The organism is Kitasatospora sp. NPDC008050 (assembly GCF_042957465.1).
Lineage (GTDB): Bacteria > Actinomycetota > Actinomycetes > Streptomycetales > Streptomycetaceae > Kitasatospora.
This window is the reverse complement of the sequence record NZ_JBIBIJ010000004.1, coordinates 438,870-462,172: the sequence shown is the minus strand read 5'-3', so window position 1 is coordinate 462,172 and position 23,303 is coordinate 438,870. Positions and strand designations below refer to the sequence as shown.

General features: G+C 74.1%; 20 protein-coding genes. 16 read left to right on the top strand and 4 right to left on the bottom strand.

Annotated elements, in window-relative coordinates:
* Nucleotides 1-24 precede the first annotated feature (24 nt).
* Nucleotides 25-204, bottom strand: a complete 180-nt coding sequence (locus ACFZB9_RS11070) for a hypothetical protein (protein ID WP_391445809.1) — start codon at nt 202-204, stop codon at nt 25-27.
* Between the two features lie 552 nt (nt 205-756).
* Here ACFZB9_RS11070 and ACFZB9_RS11065 point away from each other — a divergent pair.
* Nucleotides 757-4,173 carry a tetratricopeptide repeat protein gene (locus ACFZB9_RS11065; RefSeq protein WP_391445808.1) on the top strand — a complete coding sequence of 1,139 codons (3,417 nt, stop codon included), beginning with the start codon at nt 757-759 and terminating at the stop codon, nt 4,171-4,173.
* 128 nt (nt 4,174-4,301) lie between these two features.
* A complete protein-coding gene (locus ACFZB9_RS11060) occupies nt 4,302-4,697 on the top strand; it encodes an RDD family protein (protein WP_391445806.1) in 396 nt (131 codons plus the stop codon).
* A 22-nt stretch (nt 4,698-4,719) separates the two neighbouring features.
* Here ACFZB9_RS11060 and ACFZB9_RS11055 read toward each other — a convergent pair whose 3' ends face one another.
* Nucleotides 4,720-5,112, bottom strand: a complete 393-nt coding sequence (locus ACFZB9_RS11055) for a VOC family protein (RefSeq protein ID WP_391445804.1) — start codon at nt 5,110-5,112, stop codon at nt 4,720-4,722.
* A gap of 110 nt (nt 5,113-5,222) precedes the next feature.
* On the opposite strand from ACFZB9_RS11055, the gene ACFZB9_RS11050 reads away from it, so the two are divergent.
* Both ACFZB9_RS11050 and ACFZB9_RS11045 read left to right on the top strand, forming a co-directional pair.
* On the top strand, nt 5,223-5,708 hold the full coding sequence (locus ACFZB9_RS11050) for a winged helix-turn-helix transcriptional regulator (RefSeq protein WP_391445802.1): 486 nt from the start codon (nt 5,223-5,225) through the stop codon (nt 5,706-5,708).
* Between the two features lie 156 nt (nt 5,709-5,864).
* On the top strand, nt 5,865-6,812 hold the full coding sequence (locus ACFZB9_RS11045) for an alkaline phosphatase family protein (protein ID WP_391445801.1): 948 nt from the start codon (nt 5,865-5,867) through the stop codon (nt 6,810-6,812).
* A gap of 9 nt (nt 6,813-6,821) precedes the next feature.
* Here ACFZB9_RS11045 and ACFZB9_RS11040 read toward each other — a convergent pair whose 3' ends face one another.
* Nucleotides 6,822-7,361, bottom strand: a complete 540-nt coding sequence (locus ACFZB9_RS11040; RefSeq protein WP_391445799.1) for a GNAT family N-acetyltransferase — start codon at nt 7,359-7,361, stop codon at nt 6,822-6,824.
* A 143-nt stretch (nt 7,362-7,504) separates the two neighbouring features.
* On the opposite strand from ACFZB9_RS11040, the gene ACFZB9_RS11035 reads away from it, so the two are divergent.
* The 4 genes from ACFZB9_RS11035 to ACFZB9_RS11020 all read left to right on the top strand — a co-directional run bounded on the left by ACFZB9_RS11035 (nt 7,505) and on the right by ACFZB9_RS11020 (nt 13,292).
* Nucleotides 7,505-8,602 (top strand): hypothetical protein, encoded by a 1,098-nt coding sequence (locus ACFZB9_RS11035; RefSeq protein WP_391445797.1) that lies wholly within the window; start codon nt 7,505-7,507, stop codon nt 8,600-8,602.
* 94 nt (nt 8,603-8,696) lie between these two features.
* Nucleotides 8,697-10,148, top strand: coding sequence for a pyridoxal phosphate-dependent decarboxylase family protein (locus ACFZB9_RS11030; protein ID WP_391445795.1), 1,452 nt, complete (start codon nt 8,697-8,699; stop codon nt 10,146-10,148).
* A gap of 152 nt (nt 10,149-10,300) precedes the next feature.
* On the top strand, nt 10,301-11,761 hold the full coding sequence (locus ACFZB9_RS11025; RefSeq protein WP_391445793.1) for a GNAT family N-acetyltransferase: 1,461 nt from the start codon (nt 10,301-10,303) through the stop codon (nt 11,759-11,761).
* A gap of 259 nt (nt 11,762-12,020) precedes the next feature.
* Nucleotides 12,021-13,292, top strand: a complete 1,272-nt coding sequence (locus ACFZB9_RS11020) for a MurT ligase domain-containing protein (RefSeq protein ID WP_391445791.1) — start codon at nt 12,021-12,023, stop codon at nt 13,290-13,292.
* On the opposite strand, the gene ACFZB9_RS11015 is transcribed toward ACFZB9_RS11020, so the two are convergent.
* The gene (locus ACFZB9_RS11015) at nt 13,247-13,795 is read right to left on the bottom strand and encodes a hypothetical protein (RefSeq protein WP_391445789.1); all 549 of its coding nucleotides are present in this window, start codon (nt 13,793-13,795) and stop codon (nt 13,247-13,249) included. The genes ACFZB9_RS11020 and ACFZB9_RS11015 overlap by 46 nt on opposite strands.
* 18 nt (nt 13,796-13,813) lie before the next feature.
* On the opposite strand from ACFZB9_RS11015, the gene ACFZB9_RS11010 reads away from it, so the two are divergent.
* The 8 genes from ACFZB9_RS11010 to ACFZB9_RS10975 all read left to right on the top strand — a co-directional run.
* Complete coding sequence (locus ACFZB9_RS11010; RefSeq protein ID WP_391445787.1) at nt 13,814-14,542, top strand: type 1 glutamine amidotransferase; 729 nt, start codon at nt 13,814-13,816, stop codon at nt 14,540-14,542.
* Nucleotides 14,543-14,902: 360 nt separating this feature from the next.
* The gene (locus ACFZB9_RS11005) at nt 14,903-15,928 is read left to right on the top strand and encodes a 6-phosphofructokinase (protein WP_391445785.1); all 1,026 of its coding nucleotides are present in this window, start codon (nt 14,903-14,905) and stop codon (nt 15,926-15,928) included.
* Nucleotides 15,929-16,071: 143 nt separating this feature from the next.
* Complete coding sequence (locus tag ACFZB9_RS11000) at nt 16,072-16,761, top strand: TetR/AcrR family transcriptional regulator (RefSeq protein ID WP_391445783.1); 690 nt, start codon at nt 16,072-16,074, stop codon at nt 16,759-16,761.
* Nucleotides 16,762-16,927: 166 nt separating this feature from the next.
* Entirely contained in the window at nt 16,928-17,893 is a 966-nt protein-coding gene (locus tag ACFZB9_RS10995) for a cytochrome c oxidase assembly protein (protein ID WP_391445931.1), read from the top strand.
* 125 nt (nt 17,894-18,018) lie between these two features.
* The gene (locus ACFZB9_RS10990) at nt 18,019-18,696 is read left to right on the top strand and encodes a phosphoribosyltransferase (protein ID WP_391445781.1); all 678 of its coding nucleotides are present in this window, start codon (nt 18,019-18,021) and stop codon (nt 18,694-18,696) included.
* A gap of 157 nt (nt 18,697-18,853) precedes the next feature.
* Entirely contained in the window at nt 18,854-20,308 is a 1,455-nt protein-coding gene (locus tag ACFZB9_RS10985) for a catalase (RefSeq protein ID WP_391445780.1), read from the top strand.
* A 189-nt stretch (nt 20,309-20,497) separates the two neighbouring features.
* The gene (locus tag ACFZB9_RS10980) at nt 20,498-20,971 is read left to right on the top strand and encodes a hypothetical protein (RefSeq protein WP_391445778.1); all 474 of its coding nucleotides are present in this window, start codon (nt 20,498-20,500) and stop codon (nt 20,969-20,971) included.
* Between the two features lie 50 nt (nt 20,972-21,021).
* Nucleotides 21,022-23,303, top strand: a 2,282-nt coding sequence (locus ACFZB9_RS10975; protein WP_391445776.1) for a tetratricopeptide repeat protein, incomplete at its 3' end; no start/stop codon positions are given.

Below are 23,303 nucleotides of genomic sequence, written 5' to 3'. Positions count from 1 at the left end.
GACGGTGCGAGCTGCGGCTGCCGGTCAGCGCGGGTACTCGTCCTCGTCGACCGGGACGGGGCGGCGCTGCTCGACGGCGTCGCCCTCGTCGGCGGCGGCGTTCAGTGGCAGGTCGGCGGGCGAGGGCAGCTCCTCGTCGGCGTCGGAGTCCGGGTCCTCCGGGTCGAGCGACTCGACGGCGAATTCGGCGGCGTTGTCGGTCATGACCTCACCCCTTACTGCTGCGGGGCGCCGGCGGCCCCTGTTGTCTCCAACACTTACCCGACCGGCGGCCTCCCACTCGGCACCCGCCACCTGCGTCGGCGTGTTGCGGGACCAGCCCCCCGAGCCGGTCCCGCAACTGCCTCGACCCGGCCACGGTGTGGCCGGCCGAAGCGCCGAGTACCGGGAGCGGCGCCGGTCCCCCCGGCACCGATCCCGGCCGTGGCTACCGGATCCAGGTGGTGTCGCGACCGTGCGAGGCGAGCCCCGCGGCGGTGAGACGGTCGGTGGACAGCGTGGCGGAGGACGGCTGGGTGGCCATCGGCGGTTCCTTCCCTGGTACGGCGGGCGCACGCCCGCGCAGACCGGCTGGGCTGGTGCCCTCCCCTGTCAGGCACCAGCCCTGCCGGGCTCGGTTGTCCTGAGCCTGCCGGAGGCCGCTCACGGCCGGGTAATATCCGGATAATGGACCATCAACAAGGGACCCCTGACGGCCGTGCGCCCGTTCCGGCACAGCCGGGATCCCGCCTGCGGTTCGGCCTGCTGGGGCCGCTCATGGTCCAGGACGCGGCGGGCAGCGCGCTGCCGCTCAGCTCCCCCAAGGCCCGGGCGCTGCTGGCGATGCTGCTGCTGGAGCCGAACCAGGCCGTCTCCCGCGACCGGCTGACGGCCGCGCTGTGGGGCGAGCGCCCGCCGGCCACCGCGCCCACCTCGCTCAACAACCACGTGGTCCAGCTGCGCCGGCTGCTCGGCACCGGCGGCCAGGGCCGGCTGCGCACCGTGCCCCCCGGCTACCTGCTCCAGGTCGACCCCGAGGAGCTGGACAGCGAGCTGTTCACCACCCACCTGGAGGCGGCCCGGACCGCCCACCGGCAGGGCGACTGGCAGAGCGTCAGCTACCGCGCCGGGGCCGCGCTCGCGCTGTGGCGCGGCACTCCGCTGACCGACCTGCCGAACCTGGCCGAGGAGGTCCTCCCCTATACCCAGCGGCTCCAGGAGCTACGGCTCCAGGGCCTGGAGTGGTTCATGGACGCCGAGTTGGAACTCGGCCACCCGCACGGGCTGATCCCGGAGCTGAACCGGCTGACCGCCGGCCACCCGCTGCGCGAGTCCTTCCACCGCCAGCTGATGCTGGCGCTGCACCGCACCGACCAGCGGGCCGAGGCGCTGTCGGTGTACCGGCGGCTGCGGTGCACCCTGATCGAGGAGCTGGGCATCGAGCCGGGGCCCAGCGTGCGGGCCGCGCACCAGGAGGTGCTGCGGGCCGAGACCGGCTCGCCGCACCGCGCCCAGCGGCCGCCGGCCCCGGTGACGTCGGCCGGCACGCCGCCGACCGGCGAGGACGCCGCCGCGGGCACTCCCGACGCGCCGCCGACGGTGGCCGCCGGCGCGGGCCTGCCGCGCGACGTGGCCGGCTTCACCGGGCGCGCGGAGGAGCTGGAGCGGCTGCTCACCGCCTGCCGGGCGGGCAACGCGGACGGCCAGGTGGTCGGCATCCACGCGGTGGACGGGATGCCGGGAGTGGGCAAGAGCGCGCTGGCGATCCACGCCGCGCACCGGCTGGCCGCCGACTTCCCCGACGGGCAGATCTTCCTGCCGCTGCACGCCCACACCCCCGGCACCCCCGCCGTGGAGCCCGCCGACGCGCTCACCGCGCTGCTGCTGACCATCGGCGTCGCGCCCCAGCAGATCCCGCCGGCCCTGGACGCCCGGGCCAACCTGTGGCGCAGCCGGCTGGCCGGGCGGCGGATGCTCCTGCTGCTGGACGACGCCCGCAGCAGCGAGCAGATCCGCCCGCTGATGCCCGGCACCCCCGGCAGCCTGGTGCTGGTCACCAGCCGGCGCCGGCTGCCGGCGCTGGGCGACGCGGTGCCGGTCACCCTCAATGTGCTCTCCCCGCGGGAGGCGGCCGCGCTCTTCACCGCCACCGCGGGCCGGGCCGATCTGGCCCCCGACCAGCCGGCGGTGATCGAGCTGGTCCGGCTCTGCGGCTACCTGCCGCTGGCCATCCACCTGACCGCCGCCCGGCTGCGCCACCGTCCCGCCTGGTCGGTGGACGACCTGGTGCCGGACCTGGCCGCGGCGGCCGGGCGACTGGGCGCGCTGAGCGCCGAGGACGTCTCGGTGGCCGCCGCCTTCGACCTCTCCTACCGGGACCTGACGCCCTGCCAGCGCCGGCTCTTCCGCCGGCTCGGCCTCTACCCGGGCGACGACTTCGACGCCCGGGCGGCCGCCGCACTGGACGACAGCGACCTGCCCGCCACCCGCCGCCTGCTGGAGGAGCTGGAGGACCACCACCTGGTGGACGAGCCGGTGCGCGGCCGCTACCGGATGCACGACCTGATCCGCGAGCACGCCAGGGCGCTGAGCACCGAGGACGACGCGGCGGTGCGGCACGCCGCGGTGACCCGGCTGCTGGACTCCTACCTGGAGATCGCCACCGCGGCCGCGCGGCACCCCGCGGTCCGTCACCTGGCCGGCTCCGGCGGCGTCGAGCCGGCCACCGAGGAGCAGGCCCGGGCCTGGCTGCGCAACGAGCGCGGCAACCTGGGGGCCGCGGTCGAGTATGCGGCCGCCCACGGCCACCCGCAGCACGCGGTGCGGCTGCCGGCCGCGCTGCACGACTTCCTGCGCTCGCAGGGCCAGTGGAGTCAGGCCCGCGTGCTGCACCGGATCGCGCTGGAGGCCGCGCGGCGCACCGGCGACCGGCTCGGCGAGGCCGCGGCGCTCACCCACCTGGGCACCTTCCAGCGGCTGACCGGCGAGCACGAGGCGGGCGCCGAGCACCTGCGCCAGGCGCTGGAGCTGTACCAAGCGCTCGGCGCGCCGAGCGGGCAGGCCGCCGCCCTGATCCAGCTGGGCGCGATGGAGCGCACCTTCGGCGACAACCTCAGGGCCCGGGAGTACTTCGCCCAGGCGCTGGCCCTGGCCCAGGGGGTGGGCGACCGGCCGGGCGAGGCCGAGGCGCTCAGCCAGCTGGGCATTCTGGGCCGGATCACCGGCGAGTACGCCGAGGCCACCGAGCAGGCGACCCGGGCGCTGGCACTCTTCCGCGAGCTGGGCAACCGCACCGGGCAGACCGCCGCGCTCAGCGAGCTCAGCCTGATCCAGCAGCTGACCGGCGACCTGCCCGCCGCCGAGGACAGCCTGCGCGAGGCGCTGGAGCTGTGCCGGGCCCGCGACGACCGGCCCGGCGAGGCCTACGCGCTGGCCAGCCTGGGCTCGCTGCAACAGCTGACCGGCCGGTTCCAGGAGGCCGAGCGCACCCACCGGCAGGCGATGACCCTCTACCAGGGCCTGGGCAACCGGATCGGGCACGCCAACGCGCTGATGGCGCTGGGCGCGGTGCGGCTGGTGACCGGCCAGTACCCGGCGGCCGAGCAGGACCTCCAGCGGGCCAGCCTGATGTACCACGAGCTGGACGAGGCGCGCGGGCGGATGAACACCATCGCCTACCTCGGCGTCCTGCAGCAGGCCACCGGCCGGCACGAGGCGGCCGCCGTGAACCTGCGCCGGGCGCTCGGGCTCTACCAGGAGCAGGGCGACCTGCTGGGCGAGTCCCGGGTGCTCGCCTACCTGGGCGATGCGCTGCTCTCCACCGGCGACCCGGTGGCGGCGGCCCAGCACCTGCGCCGGGCACTGGCGCTGTGCGGGGAGCGCGGCGACCAGGCCGGCCTGGCGGAGGTGCGCAACCTGCTCGGCCGCCTGCTCACCTGGACCGGCGAGCACGAGCAGGCACAGAGCGAGTTCGCCACCGCGCTGCCCCTGGCGCGGACCGCCGGCTCCCCGCTGGAGGAGACCCGCGCGCTGATGGGTCTGGGCACCGGCGATCTGCGGGCCGGGCGGACCACCGAGGGGCTGGCCCGGCTCTGCCAGGCGCTGGCACTGGCCCGCCGCCTCGGCGTGCCGGAGGCGGCCGAGATCGAGGCGACCCTGGCGGACGGCCAACCGGCCGGCGCGGCGGCCGGCTGACCGGCGCCGGACGGCGCTGACCTGCCGTCATCGGGCCGCGACGCCCCCTCAGCCCGCTGGCGCAGCAGCGCTTGCGGGCCCTGCGGTGGCTGTCAGGCTGGAGGTCGGTCGGCGGCGAGGAGAACGCGGTGAGCTATGCCCACTGGTCGATGCGAGTGGTGGCCTATCTGATCGACGTCCTGGCCTGCGGGGCGCCGAACATCATCGCCGGGGTGTTCGACCCCGGCCACCCCGGCATCCAGGCCGGGCTCGGTGTGCTCTCCCTGCTGCTGTTCGCCTACAACCGCTGGTACCTGGCCGGGCGCACCGGCCAGAGCTGGGGCAAGCGTCTGATGGACCTGCGGCTGATCCGGCTGGACGGCACCGAGCCGGTCGGCGTGCTGCGCGCCTTCCTGCGCGATCTGGCCCATCTGCTGGACTCGATCCCCTGCTACATCGGCTGGTTCTGGCCGCTCTGGGACCGCCGGCGCCAGACCTTCGCCGACAAGGTCGCCTCCACCGGGGTCCTCGCCGCGGAGGAGTAGTACGGCCGTCAGGGCAGGCCGTCTAAGCCGCGCCGTGGGCCGGCCCGAGCACCTTGGCGGTGATCTCGGGCGTCCACTCGACGTACTCCACCTCGCTGCCGTCCGCGTGCCGGGCGAACAGGTAGCGGCCGGTGACGCCGGTCAGCTCCTCGGTGAGTTCGACGGCGCCGTGGCTCGCCAGGGTGGCCCGCGCCGCGTCCAGGTCGTCCACCACCACGGTCGCGCTCTGGCCGCGGAACGGGAGCTGCGCCTGCGGCGGGCCGGCGATCAGCAGGAAGTCGCCGACGGTGGCGAGTTCGAGGTCGCCGAAGGCGAAGCGCAGGTCGACCGGGCGGCCGGTCAGCTCGGTGAACAGCGGCAGCGCCAGGTCCAGCTCGGTCGGCCAGAGTCGGGCGTAGGTCTTCAGGACGGCCATCGGGGCTCCCGGGGGTGCGAAGGAGAATGGGCGGGTGAACGCGGCCGACGCTAGGACGGGCGGGCCGGTCCGCGGAAGATCGCACTTTCCGGAAAGAGAGGCACCCGACGGTGACCGAGCAGCTCAGCCCCGGTTCGACGGACCGTTCGAGCCACGAGGAGAACGAGGCAGCCGAGCAGGAGCAGGCGGCCGAGCAGGACGAGGCGGCCGAGCAGGAGCAGGCGCTCGCCCGGGAGGTCTTCGTCGCGCTGGCCACCCGCTGGGCGCCGCTGGTGCTGGAGGCGCTGAACGGCCGCACCCTGCGCTTCACCGAGCTGCTCGGCGAGGTGGCCGGGGTGAGCCACAAGATGCTCACCCAGACGCTGCGGGCGCTGGAGCGCGACGGCATCGTGCGGCGGGTGGTGCACCCCACCGTGCCGCCCCGGGTCGACTACAGCCTCACCCCGACCGGGGCGGAGCTGCTGGCCACAGTGCACGGACTGTGCGGGTGGAGCCGGGTGCACGGTCCGGCCGTCCGGCAGGCCCGGGCACGGTTCGACGCGGCCGCAGCCGCCGCCACGACGTCCGCGACCGGGTCCGGCCCGGGCCGACGGTGACCCGTCGGCGAACTCTCGGCGAACATCCGACAACACCGCACTTGGGCCGCCTGGGCGACCACCGGGAGCGGGTGCGGGGGGCTCGGGGAGGGCGCATAGGGTGCGGGCTAGTTTCGCGCTGATCGAACTTCGCGCTGATCGAACGGAGTCCCCCACGTGTCCAGCCTCTGGCCCGCCGGCCCGCGCCGCGTCCTGGTCGTCGGCATCGACGGCGTCCGCCTCGACCTGCTGCCGGAGCTGCACACTCCGCATCTGGACGCGGTCGCGGCGGCCGGTTTCCTGGCCCCCGTCGAGGTCGACGAGGCCACGCCCACGATGTCCGGACCGTGCTGGGCGACCATCGCCACCGGCGTCACGGTGGCCAAGCACGGCGTCTTCGGCAACCACCTCGGCGGCAACCGGCTGGACGTCTTCCCGGACTTCACCACCCGGCTGGCCGCCGTGCACCGGCGCCGGACCTTCGCGGTCGGCGGCTGGGAGCCGCTCTTCCTGGCCCGCCAGGGCGGTCCGCTGTTCGCCGCCCCCGGCCGGCTCGCCTACATAGCCCCGCTGGCCGACACCCCCGAGGACTGGGAGGTCTGCGACGAGCGGGCCACCGCCGAGGCGGTCACCGTGCTGACCGGCGACGACGACCCGCAGGCGAGCTTCGTCTACCTGGGCGCGGTGGACGAGACCGCGCACTTCCTGGGCTGCGGCCAGGAGTACCGGCGCTCGATCGAGACCGCCGACGCCCGGCTCGGCCGGCTGCTGGCCGCACTGCGGGCCCGGCCCGGCTACGCCGAGGAGGCCTGGACCGTGATCGTGGTCACCGACCACGGCCACGTCGAGCAGGGCGGCCACGGCGGGCGCAGCGCGCTGGAGCGCACCGCCTGGGTGGCCGCCTGCGGTCCGGGCCTGGAGCCCGGCGGCGAGGTGCTGCCGGTGCGCCACGTGGACGTGGCCGCGCACGTCTACGCGGCGCTGGAGATCGTCCCCGACCCGCACTGGACGCTGGACGGCCGGCCGTTCACGCCGGCCGGCACGGCCGAGCCGGTCGCTCCGACTGCCCCGACTGCTCCGGCCGATGCGACCGCTCCGGCCGAGATCACGCCCGTGGCCTCCTGACGGCCTGCCTCAGAGCGCCTTGACCAGCCGCTCGAAGGCGAGGTCGGGGCGCTTGGGCACGCCGAAGCGCTGGTCGCCGTAGGGGAACGGCGAGAGCTCGCCGGTGCGGATGAAGCCCCGCCGCTCGTACCAGGCGATCAGGTCGGCGCGCTGCACGATCACCGTCATCTCCAGCTCGCCCGCACCCCACTCCTCGCGCGCGAACCGCTCGGCCTCGGCCAGCACCGCCCGGCCCACCCCGCCGCCCTGCTGGGCCGGGCGGACCGAGAACATGCCGAAGTAGGCGCCGGCCGGGCGGCGCTCCACCGTGCAGCAGGCGAGCAGCTCGCCGTCGCCGTCCCGCTCGGCCAGCAGCACCCGGGTGTCCGGGCGGGCCAGCGTCTCGGCGATCGCCTCCTCGTCGGTGCGCCGCCCGTCCAGCAGGTCCGCCTCGGTGGTCCAGCCGGCCCGGCTGGCCTCACCCCGGTAGGCGGACTCCACCAGCTCGACCAGGGCGGCTATGTCGCGCTCGGTCGCGGTGCGGAAGACCAGGTCAGCGGCGGTGGACATGCATGTACTCCAAACGGCAGAGGGGCGTCCTGGCATGGTGCCATGACGACACCCCGGACGGGCCATCGGAGCACCGGGTTCGGCCGGCCAGGGGTGAGGATGAGACGGTCCGTGTCCCTCCGGTCACCTGGAGCGCTGAACGTATGCACCCACGCGTCTTCGCCATCGTCACCGCGTTCCTGCTCGGGGCGCTCGGCCTCGGCGCCCTGGCCGTGACCGACTGGGTGCCGACCGCCGGCCCGGGCGGCGGCCGGGTCGCGCCCGCGGTGGCCGGCGCGGTGGTGGCCGCCTCCGCCTCCCCCACCGGGGACCCGGCCGTGTGGACCCGCAGCACGCTGCGCAACAAGCTGATGACCGAGATGGCCGCCACCGACCCCGGCGTGGCGCTGGCCGACCTGGACAAGATCACCAAGGCCAAGCCGTACACCGTCCGGTTCTGCCATCCGATCGCGCACGAGCTGGGCCACACGGCCGTCAAGCGGTACAACTACGACTTCGCCAAGGTGCTCTCGTTCCCGCACGACACCTGCGCCTCCGGGTACCTGCACGGCGCGGTCGAGGAGATGCTGGCGGCCTCCACCGATCCGGCGGCCGACCTGCTCAAGCTCTGCCAGCCGCAGATGACCGGACCGTGCGTGCACGGCACCGGCCACGGCACGATGTTCGTGACCAAGCAGAACGTGGCGGCCGCCCGCGACCTGTGCAGCAAGTACGCCTCGCAGAGCCGGATCATCACCTGCTCCGAGGGCCTGTTCATGCAGCTCTTCGGCCCCGACGAGGAGGACGAGAACGCCAAGGCCAACCTGCCCGCCGACAAGCTGGCGAGCGAGCCGCTCTACCCCTGCCCCGAGCAGCCGGCGCTGTTCCAGTCCGCCTGCTACTTCTACGCGCCGACCTTCTACCTCTCCTCGCACGACTACCCCGACCACCCCGAGGTCTACGCCCAGGCCCTCAAGTGGTGCCTGAACGCCCAGGCCACCGGCGGGGCCGGCGACTGCAGCCGGGGCGTCGGCTCGCGGACCATGAAGTACAACCTGGACCGCGAGGACTGGGTGGGCCAGCAGTGCGCGAGCGCGGCCGACGCCTGGCAGCGCAAGTCCTGCGTGGACGGCATGGTCAGCTACTACACGGTCAACTACACCGACTCCGGTGCGGCGGGCCGGCTCTGCGCCAAGCTGACCACCGAGGAGATCGCCCGGGACTGCCGCTCCTCGGCCCGGCTCTCCGGCTCGCTGGACTGAGCCCGGCCCCCTGCTGGCGGACCCGCTGAGCCGGCCCCTCCCTCTGGCGGCCCCCCGAGCCGAGCGCTCGGGGGGCCGCCGTAGCATCGGCACCATGTCCGAGCTGCCCTTTCGCGAAGCCGCCCGTGCCACCGCCGACCTGGTCGCCGACTACCTGGCGGCGGTGCCGCGGGGCCCGGTCTGGCAGCCGATGGACCCTGCCGCCCGGGCCCGCCTGCTGGACGCCCCGCTGCCGCGCACCGGGCGTCCGCTGACCGAACTGCTGGCGGCCGTGGCCACCGAGGTGATGCCGGCGCCGATGGGCAACGGGCATCCGCGCTTCTTCGGCTGGGTCAACTCCGCACCGGCCCCGGCCGGGGTGCTGGCCACCCTGGCGGCCGCCGCGATGAACCCGAGCTCGGCCGGCGGCGACCATGCGGACGTGCACCTGGAGCGGGCCGTGGTGCGCTGGATAGCCGAGCTGGTGGGCTTCCCGCACGCCCCCGGCGCCGGTCTGCTCACCTCCGGGACCTCGATGGCCACCATCGTCTGCCTGGCCGCCGCGCGCGGCCGGGCCGCCGCCGGGCTCGGCCACGACGTGCGGGCCGAGGGCCTGTCCGGGCTGCCGCCGCTGGTCGGCTACGTCAGCGGCGAGACCCACTCCTGCGTGCGCAAGGCCGCCGAGCTGCTGGGGCTGGGCAGCCGGCAGCTGCGGGTGGTGGCCGCCGATGCCCAGGGGCGGCTGGACGTGGCGGCGCTGCGCGCGGCCGTCGAGGAGGACCGGGCCGCCGGGCGGCTGCCGTTCCTGGTGGCGGCCTCCTGCGGGACGGTCAACACCGGCGCGGTCGACCGCTTCGAGCCGATCGCCGACCTCTGCGCGGAGCAGGACCTGTGGCTGCACATCGACGGCGCGTACGGGGCCTTCGGGGTGCTCGACCCGCAGATCGCGCACCGCTTCGCCGGCCTGGAGCGGGCCGACTCGCTCGCCCTGGACCCGCACAAGTGGCTGGGTGTGCCGGTGGACTGCGGCTGCGCGCTGGTGCGCGACGCCGGGCAGCTGCGCGAGACCTTCAGCCTGGTGCCCTCCTATCTGCGCGACGAGGAGGCCGGCGGGCTCGGCTGGTTCTCCGAGTACGGCACCGAACAGACCCGGCCGTTCCGCTCGCTCAAGGTCTGGGCCACCATCGCGCACCGCGGCCGGGACGGCCTGGCCGCCGACATCGCGCACTGCACCCGGCTGGCCCGCCGGCTGGGCGAGCTGGTCGAGGCGGATCCGGAGCTGGAGCTGCTCGCGCCGGTGGAGACCTCGATCGTGGCCTTCCGGGCCCGCCCGGCCGGCCTGTCGCCGAGCGGGCTGAACACGCTCAACCAGGCGCTGCCGCTCGCGGTGCAGCGGCGCGGCCAGGCCTTCGTCACCGGCACCGTGCTGGCCGGCCGGGAGGCGCTGCGCGCCTGCCTGCTGAACGCCACGACGACGGAGGCGGACCTGGTGGTGCTGCTGGACGAAGTCCGCGCGGCAGTGGTCGAGCTGACGGATCAACAGCTGTCGGATTCGGCGACGAGCTGACGATATGACATCCGGATATGGCGGAAACTCGCGCGGAAACGTCCCGCTACCCAGCGGTAACGGCGCGATTGTCAGAGCGACCCGGTAGACATTTACCGCGCGGTCATAACAGATTCGTGATCGCGAAACACCAGCCCGTCATGGTGGGGAACATGACTCAATCGCCGATTCCTGTCCAGTCCGGCCGACCCGCCGCGAGCTCCACGGTCGAGCGGCCCTCACGACGCAGGCGCCGCCAGGCCGGCGCCGAGCGCTGGCGCCGCTCGACCGTGGAGCTCGCGGCGGTCTTCATCGCGGTGGCCACCGCCGACCTGGTCGCCAACGTGGTGGTGCACGGCCACGACGGCCCGGTGCTGCTGGCCGCCTCGGCCGCGGCGCTGCTCGCCACGGCCGTGTTCCACAGCTGGTGGGCACACCGCCATCCGCACGGACCCCCGGGCCCGGAGCCGCTGGCCGCCGATCCGTCCCCGGGCGAGGCCTCGGCCCGGGGCACCGCCTCACCGGGGGGCACCGCCTCGCTGCCCGACGAGCGGGCGGCCGGGGCGACCACGCTGTGGCGGCTGCGCGCCACCGTCTCGGAGGCGCCCGGCACCCTGGCCACCCTCTGCGCGGCGCTGGCCGAGCTGCGGATCAGCATCATCTCGCTGCAGACCCACCCGCTGCCGGACGCGACCGTGGACGAGTTCCTGCTGCGCGCCCCGCGCTCGCTGCCGCGCTCGGTCCTCACCGAGGCGGTGGCCCGCGCCGGCGGCCGGGAGATCTGGACCGAGCCGGCCGACGCCCACGATCTCGTCGATCTGCCGACCCAGATGCTGGCCCTGGCGACCAGGACGGCGCTGGACGCCGCCGAGCTGCCGGTCGCGCTGCGCCAGCTGTTCGGGCAGATCACCATCCGGCAGACCCCGGCCAAGGGCGGCCAGCCGGCCGCGCCGAGCGTGGCGGGCCCGCTGATGCGGCTGGCCGCGCCGGCCGGCGGGCTGATCGAGCTCTCCCGCCCGCACCTGCCGTTCACGCCCACCGAGTTCGCCAGGGCCAAGGCGCTGGTCGAGCTGGACGCACGGCTCGGGGCCCGGGTGCCCAAGGTCGAGGACCACCTCAGCATGTCGGCCGGCACCGACCTGACGGTGCGTCGCGCCACCCCGGACGACAAGGCCGCCGCGCTCGCCATGCACCGGCGCTGCTCACCGGCGACCCTGCGCCGGCGCTACCACGGACCGGTCACCGACGCCGACCGCTACCTGAACCACCTGCTCGACCCGCGGCACGGCCAGATGCTGACCGTGCAGGCCCCGGACGGCAGCCTGGTGGCGCTGGCCCACCTGATGTGGGACGACGACAGCGCGGAGCTGGCGGTGCTGGTCGAGGACCAGTGGCAGCGCCAGGGCCTGGGCCTGGACCTGCTGCGCCGGATGGCGGCGCTGGCCGCCGAGGCGGGGGTCGCCACCGTCTACGCGGTCACCCAGGCCGGCAACACCGCGCTGATCGGCGCGATGCAGCGGCTCGCGCTCCCGCTGGACTACCAGGTCTCGGACGGCACCCTGGTGATCACCGCCCACCTGGCGGGGGCGGCGCAGCAGCTGCCGAGCCCGTGGCCCGCGGCGCCCGGGCACTGACCGGCCGGGCACTGACCAGCCAGGCACTGACCAGCCGGGCACCGACCGACCGGGCGCGGGCCCGAGGAGGCTGGAAAGCAGGCGGCGGACGGCGTTTGCGCCGGTCGAAGGCCCGTCAGGAGCCGGACCTCGCAGGTCTTGATAGGCCCCGTGGCTGGGTCCGCTCCCGAGGAGCCGTTAGGCTGACTCCGTCCCCACCGCCCTGGGGCCCGTACAAGGTCAGAGGGGGGTCGTCAGCCAAGAGGAGGAACCCCTGAGCATGTCAGGCACCGGATCGGAGGCCGCGACCACCGGCGCGCGCGACTCCTCACTGCCCGCCCGCTCCAAGCTCGCCGTGACCGCGGGCAAGATGGCTGGCGCCGTCTCCCGCGCGGCCGGCCGCGGCAGCGGTTCGGTGATCGGCGGCAAGGTCGCCCTCAAGCTGGACCCTGACCTGCTGGCCCGCCTCGCGGACCACCTGGACGTGGTACTGGTCTCCGCCACCAACGGCAAGACCACCACCACCCGACTGATCGCCGAGGCGCTGCGCGCCGCGGGCCCGGTCGTCTCCAACGCGCTGGGCGCCAACATGCCCGCCGGCATCACCGCCGCCCTGGCCGGCGGCTCGGACGCCCGCTACGGCGTGATCGAGGTCGACGAGAAGTACCTGGCGGGCGTCGCCAGGGACACCAGCCCCAAGGCCATAGCGCTGCTGAACCTCTCGCGCGACCAGCTGGACCGCGCCGCGGAGACCCGGATGCTGGCCGAGAAGTGGCGCGAGGGCCTGCAGGGCACCGAGGCCGTGATCATCGCCAACGCGGACGACCCGCTGGTGACCTGGGCCGCCTCCTCCTGCCAGCGGGTGGTCTGGGTGGCCGCCGGGCAGGCCTGGAAGGAGGACGCCTGGTCCTGCCCGTCCTGCGGTGGCGTGATGCAGCGCCCCGGCGACGACTGGTACTGCCAGGAGTGCGGCTTCCGCCGCCCGCAGCCGCACTGGGCGCTGCAGGGCAGCCACGTGATCGACCCGAACGGTGCCGCCTGGCCGATCCAGCTCCAGCTGCCCGGACGCGCCAACCTGGCCAACGCCACCAGTTCGGCGGCCGTGGCCGCGGTCTTCGGCGTGCCGCCGCAGACCGCGCTGGAGCGGATGCAGTCGGTGGCCGCCGTGGCCGGCCGCTACGACGTGGTCAACTACCAGGGCCGCGACGTACGCCTGCTGCTCGCCAAGAACCCCGCGGGCTGGCTGGAGACCTTCTCGCTGATCGACGGCCCGCCGGCGCCGGTGATCCTCTCGGTGAACGCGATGGACGCGGACGGCACCGACACCTCCTGGCTGTGGGACGTGGACTACGAGCGGCTGCACGGCCACCCGGTCTTCGTGATGGGCCAGCGCCGGCTCGACCTCGCCGTCCGCCTGGAGGTGGCCGGCCTGCAGTTCCACGTGGTCGAGTCGCTGGAGGAGGCGGTCCGGATGGCGCCGCCCGGGCGGATCGAGGCGATCGCCAACTACACGGCGTTCCAGCAGCTGCGCAAGGCGGTGGCCGGCTCGTGAGCACCCCGCCGCAGTACCCCGGCCAGCAGCAGCCCGGGCACCAGCCGCAGCACCCCGGCCAGCAGCCGCAGCAGCAGCCCGGGTACCCGCAGCACCCCGGGCAGCCGCAGCACCCCGGATACCCGGGGCAGCCGGGTCCGGGGCAGCATCCGGGTCAGCCGGGGCAGCACGGGCAGGGGCAGCAGCCCGGTTACCCGCCGGTCCAGCCGCAGCACCCCGGGCAGCCGCAGCAGCCCCAGCACCCGGGATATCCGGGTCAGCCGGGGCAGCCGCACCCCGGGCAGGCACCGCAGCCGGGCTACCCGGGGCAGGGGCAGCAGCCCGCGCCCGGTTACCCGCCGGCCGGGCAGCCCCCGCACCCCGGGCAGCCGCAGCAGCCGGGGTACCCGCAGCCCGGTGGGCAGCAGCAGGCCGGCCACCAGCCGCAGCCCGGGTATCCCGCCCAGCAGCAGCCGGGCCACCCCGCGCCGCAGGCCGGGCAGCCGCAGCCCGCCCAGCAACACTATGGAAGGCCTTCGAGGATGAGCGACAGCAGCCTGCGGCTGGTCTGGGTCTACCCGGACCTGCTCAGCACCTACGGCGACCGCGGCAACGCGCTGGTCGTCGAGCGCCGGGCCCGCCAGCGCGGGCTGAACGTCGAGCGCATCGACGTCCGCTCCGACCAGCCGATCCCGACCAGCGGGGACATCTACCTGCTGGGCGGCGGCGAGGACCGCCCGCAGCGGCTGGCGTCCGAGCGGCTGCGCCAGGACCCCGGGCTGCCGCGCGCGGTGGACAACGGCGCGATCGTCTTCGCGGTCTGCGCGGGCTACCAGATCCTGGGCCACGAGTTCATCAACGACCTGGGCCAGCGTGACGCGGGCCTGGGCCTGCTGGACGTCTGGTCCACCCGGGGCGAGGGCGCCCGCAGCGTCGGCGACGTGCTGGCCGAGCCGGACCAGCGGCTGGGCCTGCCCACCCTGACCGGCTTCGAGAACCACCAGGGCGTCACGCACCTGGGCCAGGGCGTCAGCCCGCTGGCGCAGGTCACCGCCGGCGGTGGCAACGGCGACGGGAACGGCACCGAGGGCGCCTGGCGGGACACCGTCTTCGGCACCTACCTGCACGGTCCCGTGATGGCCCGCAACCCCGCGGTCGCGGACCTGCTGATCAAGCTGGCACTGGACGTCAACGCGCTCCCGCCGGCCGACACCACCTGGTACGACGCGCTGCGGGCCGAGCGGATCGCCGCCACCCGCCAGCCGGCCTGAGTACCGCTCCGCTGTACCGTCCCTCGCCCCGCCGACCGCCCGTCGGCTGGGCGAGGTGAACGTTTCCGGGCCGCCGGGTGTCCAGCATCCGGCGAACCGAGCTTCCGCGTCGCGAAATTGCGACAATGAGCATGGTCGGATGCAACCCTCCTCGGCAACCGGCTGCACACCTGCACGAGCGCGCCGACGACGCCGCCCCCGTGCCTGCTCCCGCCCGGCCGGAGGTGGGGGCCGCTATGATCAGTTTCGGGGCACTATGTCCGATTCTGACCCCGCCCTTCCCACAAGGTGGTAGTCCGGCCGCCCGGTTCTTCCCCCCAGCCTCACGGCTGGGAGGTGCCCCCAGGAGTTGCGAGAGACATGCGTATTGGTGTGCTGACCAGCGGCGGCGACTGCCCCGGCCTGAACGCGGTGATCCGCTCCGTGGTCCACCGGGGGGTGGTCGACCACGGCGACGAGATCATCGGTTTCCAGGACGGGTGGCGTGGCCTCCTCGAAGGCGTCCACCGCCCGCTGACCCTGGACTCGGTCAGCGGCATCCTCGCCCAGGGCGGCACGATCCTGGGCTCCTCCCGCGTCCAGCCCAGCCACCTGCGCGACGGCGTGGAGCGGGCCAAGCGCTACTGCGCGGACCTCGGGATCGACGCGGTGATCCCGATCGGCGGCGAGGGCACGCTGAAGGCGGCCAAGCTGATGAGCGACGCCGGCCTGCCGGTGATCGGCGTCCCCAAGACCATCGACAACGACATCGCCTGCACCGATGTCACCTTCGGCTTCGACACCGCCGTCTCGGTGGCCACCGAGGCGCTGGACCGCCTCAAGACCACCGCCGAGTCGCACCAGCGCGTGATGGTGGTCGAGGTGATGGGCCGGCACACCGGCTGGATCGCGCTCAACGCGGGCATGGCGGCCGGCGCGCACGCCATCGTGGTGCCGGAACGCCCGTTCCACATCGACAAGTTGACCGAGGTCGTGCGCGAACGCTTCGAGCGGGGCAAGAAGTTCGCCATCGTGGTCTGCGCCGAGGGCGCCAAGCCCGAGCCCGGCACCATGCACTGGGAAGAGGGCAGCAAGGACATCTACGGCCACGAGCGGTTCACCGGCATCGCCACCCAGCTCTCCGGCGAGCTGGAGCACCGGCTGGGCAAGGAGGCCCGCCCGGTGATCCTCGGCCACACCCAGCGCGGCGGCACCCCCACAGCGTACGACCGGGTGCTCGCCACCCGGTTCGGCTGGCACGCGGTGGAGGCCGCGCACAAGGGCGCCTTCGGCCACATCACCGCGCTGCACGGCACCCAGATCAACCTGGTGCCGCTGGCCGAGGCGGTCGCGGACCTGAAGACCGTACCGGCGGAGCGCTACGTCGAGGCCGAGATGGTCATCTGACGATCCATCGGCTTTGTGGAAGGCCCCCGTTGATGCCCCGCCGCCCCGGCGGGGCATCAACGTTTTGCGGCTTTCCCCCGATTACGGTGGCCGGACCAACGAGAACAGGCTCGTCCCCCGGCGTTCAGAGAGGAGGATCTCCGTTGTCGGCGAGCGATGGCCACCCGCACGAGGCCCCACCGTCCGAGTTGCGGGTCGACGCACGGCGCAACCAGCAGCGGATCCTGCTCGCGGCCGCGCGGCTGCTGGCCGACGACCCGGCGGTGAGCATCCAGCGGATCGCCGACGAGGCCCAGGTGGCCCGCCCCACGGTGTACCGGCGCTATCCGACCCGCGAGGCGCTGGTCGAGGCGATCCGGGGCGAGGCCGTCGGCGAGTTCAGCCGCTCGCTGGAGCAGGCGAACTCGGCGATCGGCGGCGCCGCCGAGGCCATCGGCCTGCTGGTCCGCTCGCTCGCGGAGCTCGGCGCCAAGTACCCGATCCTGTTCCAGGGCACCGACACCGCGCACCGGGCGGCCACGGCGACGCCCGGGGAGCAGGAGGAGCAGGAGGAGCAAGCGGAGCAGGAGGAGCAGGAGGAGCAGGAGGAGCGGCGGCGGACCGACACCACCGCCGTCGTCGAGCGGTTCAACGCCCTGATCCTGCGCGGCCAGCGCGAGGGCACGGTGCGCACCGACCTCGCCCCGGAGATCCTGCGGCACTCCGTCCTGGGGGCTCTCTCCGCCTCACTGAGGCTGACCCGCACCGACCCTCCCGGTACCGGGCTGACCGCCCCGGAAGTCGGCGCCCAGATCGCCACCCTGCTCGTGGAGGGCCTGCGGCCACCGAGGTAGCGGGGGTACACGGGAACGCCCGCCGGTGCACCGGCCAGGGGGTGCCCGCAGGGCGCAGGTGGGGCGCCCGTAGTCTGGATCCCGACAAAAATACGGACGAACCGGACCTGAGGCGGCGCCAGCCGGCCGCGGGGCACGAAGGAAAGCGGGACCGCCGATGGACGGTATGACAGGGATGCACCACCACATGGAGCTCGGGCCGTTCTCGCTCCACGCGGTGCTCACCTGGTCGCCCGACTGGCCGTTCCTGCTCGGCAGCCTGGTGGCGTTCGGCCTGTACCTGACCGGGGTGGTCCGGCTGGTCCGGCGCGGCGACAAGTGGCCGATCGGGCGGCTGGTGGCCTTCACCTTCGGTGTGCTGACCATCGTCGCGATCACCTGCTCGGGGCTGAACGACTACGGCATGGCGCTGTTCAGCGCGCACATGATCCAGCACATGGTGCTCAGCATGCTGTCGCCGATCCTGCTGCTGCTCGGCGCGCCGATCACGCTCGCGCTGCGCGCGCTGCGCCCGGCGGGCAAGGGGCGGCCGCGCGGGGCGCGTGAGCTGCTGGTGGCGCTGCTGCACAGCCGGTACGTCCGGGTGATCTCGCACCCGGCCTTCACCATCCCGCTCTTCATCGCGAGCCTGTACGGGCTCTACTTCACCCCGCTCTTCGACACCCTGATGCAGTCGCGGATCGGGCACCTGGGGATGATGCTCCACTTCCTCGGGGTCGGCCTGCTCTTCTTCTGGCCGATCATGGGCGTGGACCCGGGCCCGCACCGGCCCGGCCATGTGATGCGGATCATCGAGCTGTTCATGGGCATGCCGTTCCACGCCTTCTTCGGTGTCGCTGTGATGATGGCCACCACCCCGCTGGTGACCACCTTCAACTCGGCCATGGCGCCGCCCGGCACCGACCTGATGGCGGACCAGAAGCTGGCCGGCGGGATCACCTGGGCCTTCGGCGAGATCCCGACCGCCGTGGTGCTGATCGCGCTGGTGTTCCAGTGGGCCAAGTCCGAGCAGCGCCAGGCCACCCGCAAGGACCGGGCGGCCGAGCGGGACGGTGACGCCGAGTTGGTGGCCTACAACGCCTACCTGGCCTCGCTCGACAAGCGCGGCAACCGGCCGGCCCAGGCGGGCTGACCGCGGCAGAAGAACCTCGGAACCCCGTGCGCCCCGGTGGCGGACGGGGTTCCGTGCTGTCCGGCCGGCAGCGGGCCGCTGCCCTTGGTGGCAGGCTGGAAGGGGCTGGCAGGTGGTGATCGCAGATGACGGTCTTCTACGGCGGCAGGCAGCACGGGCGGACCTTCCGGGACCGGGCCGAGGCCGGACGGCTGCTCGCCGAGCGGGTGCGGGCCTGGGGCGCGGACGACCCGATCGTGGTCGGGCTGCCCAGGGGCGGGGTGCCGGTGGCCTACCAGGTGGCCACAGCGCTCGGCGCGCCGCTCGACATCCTGGTGGTCCGCAAGATCGGCGCGCCCGGACAGCCGGAGCTGGCCCTGGGCGCGGTCGGTGAGGGCGGCATCCGGCTCTTCAACCACGACATCATCGCGGCCCTGGGGATCGGCCCCGCCCGCCTGGAGCACCTGGCCGAGGCGACCGCCGCCGAGGTCGCCGAGCGCACCGAGTCGCTGCGCGGGCCGCTGCCGCCGCTGGACCCGGCCGGGCGGGCGGTCGTGGTGGTGGACGACGGGATCGCCACCGGCGCCACGGTCCGCGCGGCGCTCGCGGTGCTGCGCCGCCGGGAGGTGAGCGAGTTGCTGCTCGCGGTGCCGGTGACCGCGCCCGAGGCCTTGCGGCTGCTCGGGCCGCTGGTGGACGACCTGGTCTGCCTGACCGCGCCGCCCTCGTTCCAGGCGGTCGGCCAGTTCTACCAGGACTTCGACCAGACCAGTGACGATGAGGTCCGCCGACTGCTGGAGCTGGCGTCCGGTAACGCCGCGTAGCGACACGGGTGAGGCCTGCGGTTGTGGAGCGCGCACACCGGTGTTTGAGTCTAAGACGGTCGCAGTCGGCGGCCCTGCACGCGGGCCACGGGCCGCGCGCGGTCCGCGCTGGTACCGCGGAGCACCGGTACCGCGCACGGCAAGGAGGTCTTTCCCCATGTCCGAGTCAGCGGTCCCACACACCACGAACAACGCGGGCGTCCCGGTCGAGAGCGACGCCGACTCCCTCACCGCGGGCCCGGTGGGCCCGATCCTGCTCCACGACCATTACCTGATCGAGAAGATGGCCCAGTTCAACCGCGAACGGGTCCCCGAGCGAGTGGTGCACGCCAAGGGCGGCGGCGCCTACGGCGTCTTCCAGGTGACCAACGACGTCAGCCGGTACACCAAGGCCGACCTGTTCCAGCCCGGCAAGAAGACCGAGCTGCTGATCCGGTTCTCGACGGTCGCCGGCGAACTGGGCACCCCGGACTCCTGGCGCGACCCGCGCGGCTTCGCGGTGAAGTTCTACACCGAACAGGGGAACTACGACCTGGTCGGGAACAACACGCCGATCTTCTTCGTCCGCGACCCGATGAAGTTCCAGGACTTCATCCGCTCGCAGAAGCGCCGTCCGGACACCCACCTGCGCGACAACGACATGCAGTGGGACTTCTGGACGCTCAGCCCCGAGTCCGCGCACATGGTCACCTGGCTGATGGGCGACCGGGGCATCCCGAAGACCTGGCGGCACATGAACGGCTACGGCTCGCACACCTTCCTGTGGGCCAACGCGGGCGGCGAGAGGTTCTGGATCAAGTACCACTTCAAGACCGACCAGGGCATCGACTTCCTCACCCAGGAGGAGGCCGACCTGCTGGCCGGGCGGGACCCGGACGCGCACCTGCGCGACCTGTACGACGCGATCGAGCGCGGCGAGCACCCGTCCTGGACGCTGCACGTGCAGGTGATGCCGTTCGACGAGGCGTGGAACTACCGCTTCAACCCCTTCGACCTGACCAAGGTGTGGCCGCACAGCGACTACCCGCTGATCGAGGTCGGGCGGATGACGCTCAACCGCAACCCGGAGAACTACCACGTCCACATCGAGCAGGCCGCCTTCGAGCCGTCCAACCTGGTGCCGGGCATCGGCGTCTCGCCGGACAAGATGCTGCTCGGGCGGATCTTCTCCTACCCCGACACCCACCGGTACCGGATCGGTCCCAACTACGCGCAGCTGCCGCCGAACCGGGCGCACGTGCCGGTGCACTCCTACGCCAAGGACGGGCAGATGCGCTTCGACGCCTCGCGCGCCGAGACGCCGTACGCACCGAACTCCTACGGCGGGCCGGCCGCGGACCCCTCGATCTGGGGCGAGCCGCTGGGCTGGGAGGTGGCCGGGAAGATGTTGCGGGAGGCGTACCCGCCGCACGCCGAGGACGACGACTGGGGCCAGGCGGGCACCATGGTGCGCCAGGTGCTGGACGACGCGGCGCGTGAGCGGCTGGTGTCGAACGTGGCCGGGCACCTGCTGAAGGGGGTGTCGGAGCCGGTGCTGGAGCGGGCGTTGCAGTACTGGCGTCATATCGACAAGTCGCTCGGTGACCGGATCACGGCGGCGGTGCGCAAGTAGCGGCCCTCCGGCAGGCGGCGCCCGTTCCGGCCGGCCGGGACGGGCGCTGCGCCGTGCTGCGCCGTGCCGTGCCGTGCCGTGCTGTGCTGTGCTGTGCTGTGCTGCGATCCTCGGGCAACCGCCGGACGTTCCGGGGCGAAAGCGGGTACGGTCTGACGCACAGTCATATGGTCCTTCCGGGGGGGTGCGGTGACCGGTATAGAGATCGCGGTCGGGTACGTGTTCGCGTGGGTGATCCGCAAGAGCAAGCGGGTGGCCGGCCGGGCCGACGGCGAGGTTGACCGCACGCTCGACACCGCGATGGACCGGCTCCACGACCTGGTCAGCGCCCGGCTGGGCGAGGACCCCGCGCTCAGGAGGCTGACCGAGGAAGCCGAGGCCGGAGCGGACGAGCCCAGTGACCGTACCCGGCGACGGGTCCACGACGCGCTGGAGGAGGCCGCCGAGCAGGATCCCGGCTTCGCCGAGGCCCTGAACCACGCGGTGAAGGAGCTGCAAGGCCTGTCCCGCCAGGCCGGCGGCACCTCGGCCGGGGACGCCGGTGTGGCCGTCGGCGGCAATGTGGAGATCCGCGCCGACCGCGGGTCCGTGGCCGGCTGGAACGTGGACCTGCGGGACGTGACCCTGGGAAACCCTCCGCCGCCGGGTCCGCACCGAGGCTGAGCGGATCCGGCGCACCCCCGGCCCCGCCGCCCGTCGACGGGCACACCACCTTGGCCGACGGGCACACCACCCTCGTCGCCGACCACGGCAGCATCGCCGTCAACCACGCCGGACAGGTCCATTTCCAGGCTGCTGCCCGCTCCCGGGCCGCGTGGCCGCACCAGGTCGGCCGGATCCCGCGCCCCGCCCAGTCCTTCCAGCGCCGGGACCTCGTCGACCAGCTGCTGACCGCGGTCGAGGAGGACGGCAGCGCGGTGCCGGGCCACGTGCTGACCGGGACCGGCGGGGTGGGCAAGACCCAGCTGGCCGCCGACTGCGCCCGCGCCATGTCGCGCAGCGGCGCGGTGGACGTGCTGGTGTGGATCGGCGCGAGCACCCGACCGGCCATCGTCTCCCGCTACGCCCAGGCCGCCGAGGAGGTGCTGGCCGCCGACCCCGGTGACCCGGAGCGGGCCGCCGAGACGTTCCTGAGCTGGCTGGAACCCAAAGCCGGTCAGGAGCGGTGCCGGTGGCTGGTGGTCCTCGACGACGTGGCCGATCCGGCCGACCTGCGCGGGCTGTGGCCGCCCGAGAGCCCGGACGGACGCGTCCTGGTCACCACCCGCAGCCGCGAGGCCGCCCTGGTCGGACCGGGCCGACGCCTGGTGAACGTGGGCCTGTTCAGCTCGGACGAGGCGGTCGCCTACCTCGGCTCCGCGCTGGCCGTGCACGGACTGCACGAACCCGCCGACCAACTCAGGGGCCTCGCCGCGGAGCTGGGACAGCTGCCCCTCGCGCTGGCCCAGGCCGCCGCCCACCTCGTCAACGCCGGACTCGGCTGCGCCGACTACCGCCGGCTGCTGGCCGACCAGGTCAGGAAGCTGGCCGAGCTGCTGCCCGAGCCCGGCTCACTGCCCGACGACCATGCGGCCACCGTGGCCGCCGCCTGGTCGCTGTCCATCGAGCGCGCCGACCGGCTCGGCCCAGTGGGCCTGGCCCGTCCGATGCTCCAGCTCACCTCGCTGCTGGACCCCAACGGCATCCCCGGCGGCGCCCTGACCGGTGGACCCGCGCTGTCCTTCCTCACCGCCCACCGCACCGCCGGCGCAGGGGATCAGGCCCCGGTGACGATCGACGAGGCGACCGGCGCGCTGCGGATTCTCCACCGGCTCAGCCTGATCGACCACACCCCCGGCGTCCCCCACCAGGCCGTGCGCGTCCACCAGCTCATCCAGCGCGCCACCCGCGACGCCCTCCCCGCCGACCGACGCGAGCACCTCGCGCGCACGGGCGCCGACGCCCTGGCCGCCGCATGGCCCGAGGTCGAACGCGACACCGACCTCGCCCAGGCCCTGCGCGCCAACACCGCCGCGCTCGGCGCCGCCCTCACCGGCCACGCCGAAGACGCCCTGTACCGGCCCGACACCCATGCCGTGCTCTACCGAGCCGGTCGAAGCCTCGGCGAATCCGGCCAGGCCGCCACCGCACGCGAGCATTTCCGGCACCTCGCAGCCGAAACCGGGCGCCGCCTCGGCCCGGACCACCCCGACACCCTCAGCAGCCGGCACCACCTCGCCTGGTGGCGGGGCCACGCGGGGGACGCGGCCGGCGCCGCCACCGCCGCCGAGGAACTGCTCGCCGACCGGCGGCGGGTGCTCGGACCGGACGCCCCCGACACCCTCACCACCCGGAGCGTCCTCGCCTGGTGGCGGGGGCACTCGGGGGATGCGGCAGGCGCCGCCACCGCGACGGAGGAGCTCCTGGCCGACCGGCGGCGGGTGCTCGGAGCGGACCACCCCGACACCCTCACCGCCCGGGACAGCCTGGCCTTCTGGCGGGGCCAGGCGGGAGACGTGGCCGGCGCCGCCACGGCCGCCGAACAGCTGCTCACCGACCGGCTACGGGTCCAGGGGCCCGAACACCCCGCCACCCTGATCACCCGGCACAACCTCGCCTGGTGGCGCGGCCAGGCGGGGGACGCGGCCGGCGCCGCCACCGCCGCCGAACAGCTGCTCACCGACCGCCTGCGGATCCTCGGACCGGACCACCCCGCCACCCTCACCACCCGGGAGAACCTCGCCAGGTGGCGAGGACAGGCCGGGGACGTGGCCGGCGCCATCACCGCCGCCGAGGAACTGCTCGTCGACCAACGACGGGTACTCGGACCGGACCACCCCGCCACCCTCACCACCCGGCACAACCTCGCCTTCTGGCGGGGCCAGGCGGGAGACGTGGCCGGCGCCGCCACCGCCACCGAGGAGTTGCTGCCCGACCGCCTGCGGATCCAGGGCCCGGACCACCCCGAGACCCTCAGCACCCGGGACAACCTCGCCCGCTGGCGAGGGCAGGCCGG

Excerpts from the sequence above, each read along its gene's own strand:
- ACFZB9_RS11070 (WP_391445809.1), bottom strand. The coding sequence starts at position 204 with ATGACCGACAACGCCGCCGAATTCGCCGTCGAGTCGCTCGACCCGGAG.
- ACFZB9_RS11065 (WP_391445808.1), top strand. The coding sequence starts at position 757 with ATGGTCCAGGACGCGGCGGGCAGCGCGCTGCCGCTCAGCTCCCCCAAG.
- ACFZB9_RS11055 (WP_391445804.1), bottom strand. The coding sequence starts at position 5,112 with ATGGCCGTCCTGAAGACCTACGCCCGACTCTGGCCGACCGAGCTGGAC.
- ACFZB9_RS11040 (WP_391445799.1), bottom strand. The coding sequence starts at position 7,361 with ATGTCCACCGCCGCTGACCTGGTCTTCCGCACCGCGACCGAGCGCGAC.
- ACFZB9_RS11035 (WP_391445797.1), top strand. The coding sequence starts at position 7,505 with ATGCACCCACGCGTCTTCGCCATCGTCACCGCGTTCCTGCTCGGGGCG.
- ACFZB9_RS11030 (WP_391445795.1), top strand. The coding sequence starts at position 8,697 with ATGTCCGAGCTGCCCTTTCGCGAAGCCGCCCGTGCCACCGCCGACCTG.
- ACFZB9_RS11025 (WP_391445793.1), top strand. The coding sequence starts at position 10,301 with ATGACTCAATCGCCGATTCCTGTCCAGTCCGGCCGACCCGCCGCGAGC.
- ACFZB9_RS11020 (WP_391445791.1), top strand. The coding sequence starts at position 12,021 with ATGTCAGGCACCGGATCGGAGGCCGCGACCACCGGCGCGCGCGACTCC.
- ACFZB9_RS11010 (WP_391445787.1), top strand. The coding sequence starts at position 13,814 with ATGAGCGACAGCAGCCTGCGGCTGGTCTGGGTCTACCCGGACCTGCTC.
- ACFZB9_RS11005 (WP_391445785.1), top strand. The coding sequence starts at position 14,903 with ATGCGTATTGGTGTGCTGACCAGCGGCGGCGACTGCCCCGGCCTGAAC.
- ACFZB9_RS10995 (WP_391445931.1), top strand. The coding sequence starts at position 16,928 with ATGACAGGGATGCACCACCACATGGAGCTCGGGCCGTTCTCGCTCCAC.
- ACFZB9_RS10990 (WP_391445781.1), top strand. The coding sequence starts at position 18,019 with ATGACGGTCTTCTACGGCGGCAGGCAGCACGGGCGGACCTTCCGGGAC.
- ACFZB9_RS10985 (WP_391445780.1), top strand. The coding sequence starts at position 18,854 with ATGTCCGAGTCAGCGGTCCCACACACCACGAACAACGCGGGCGTCCCG.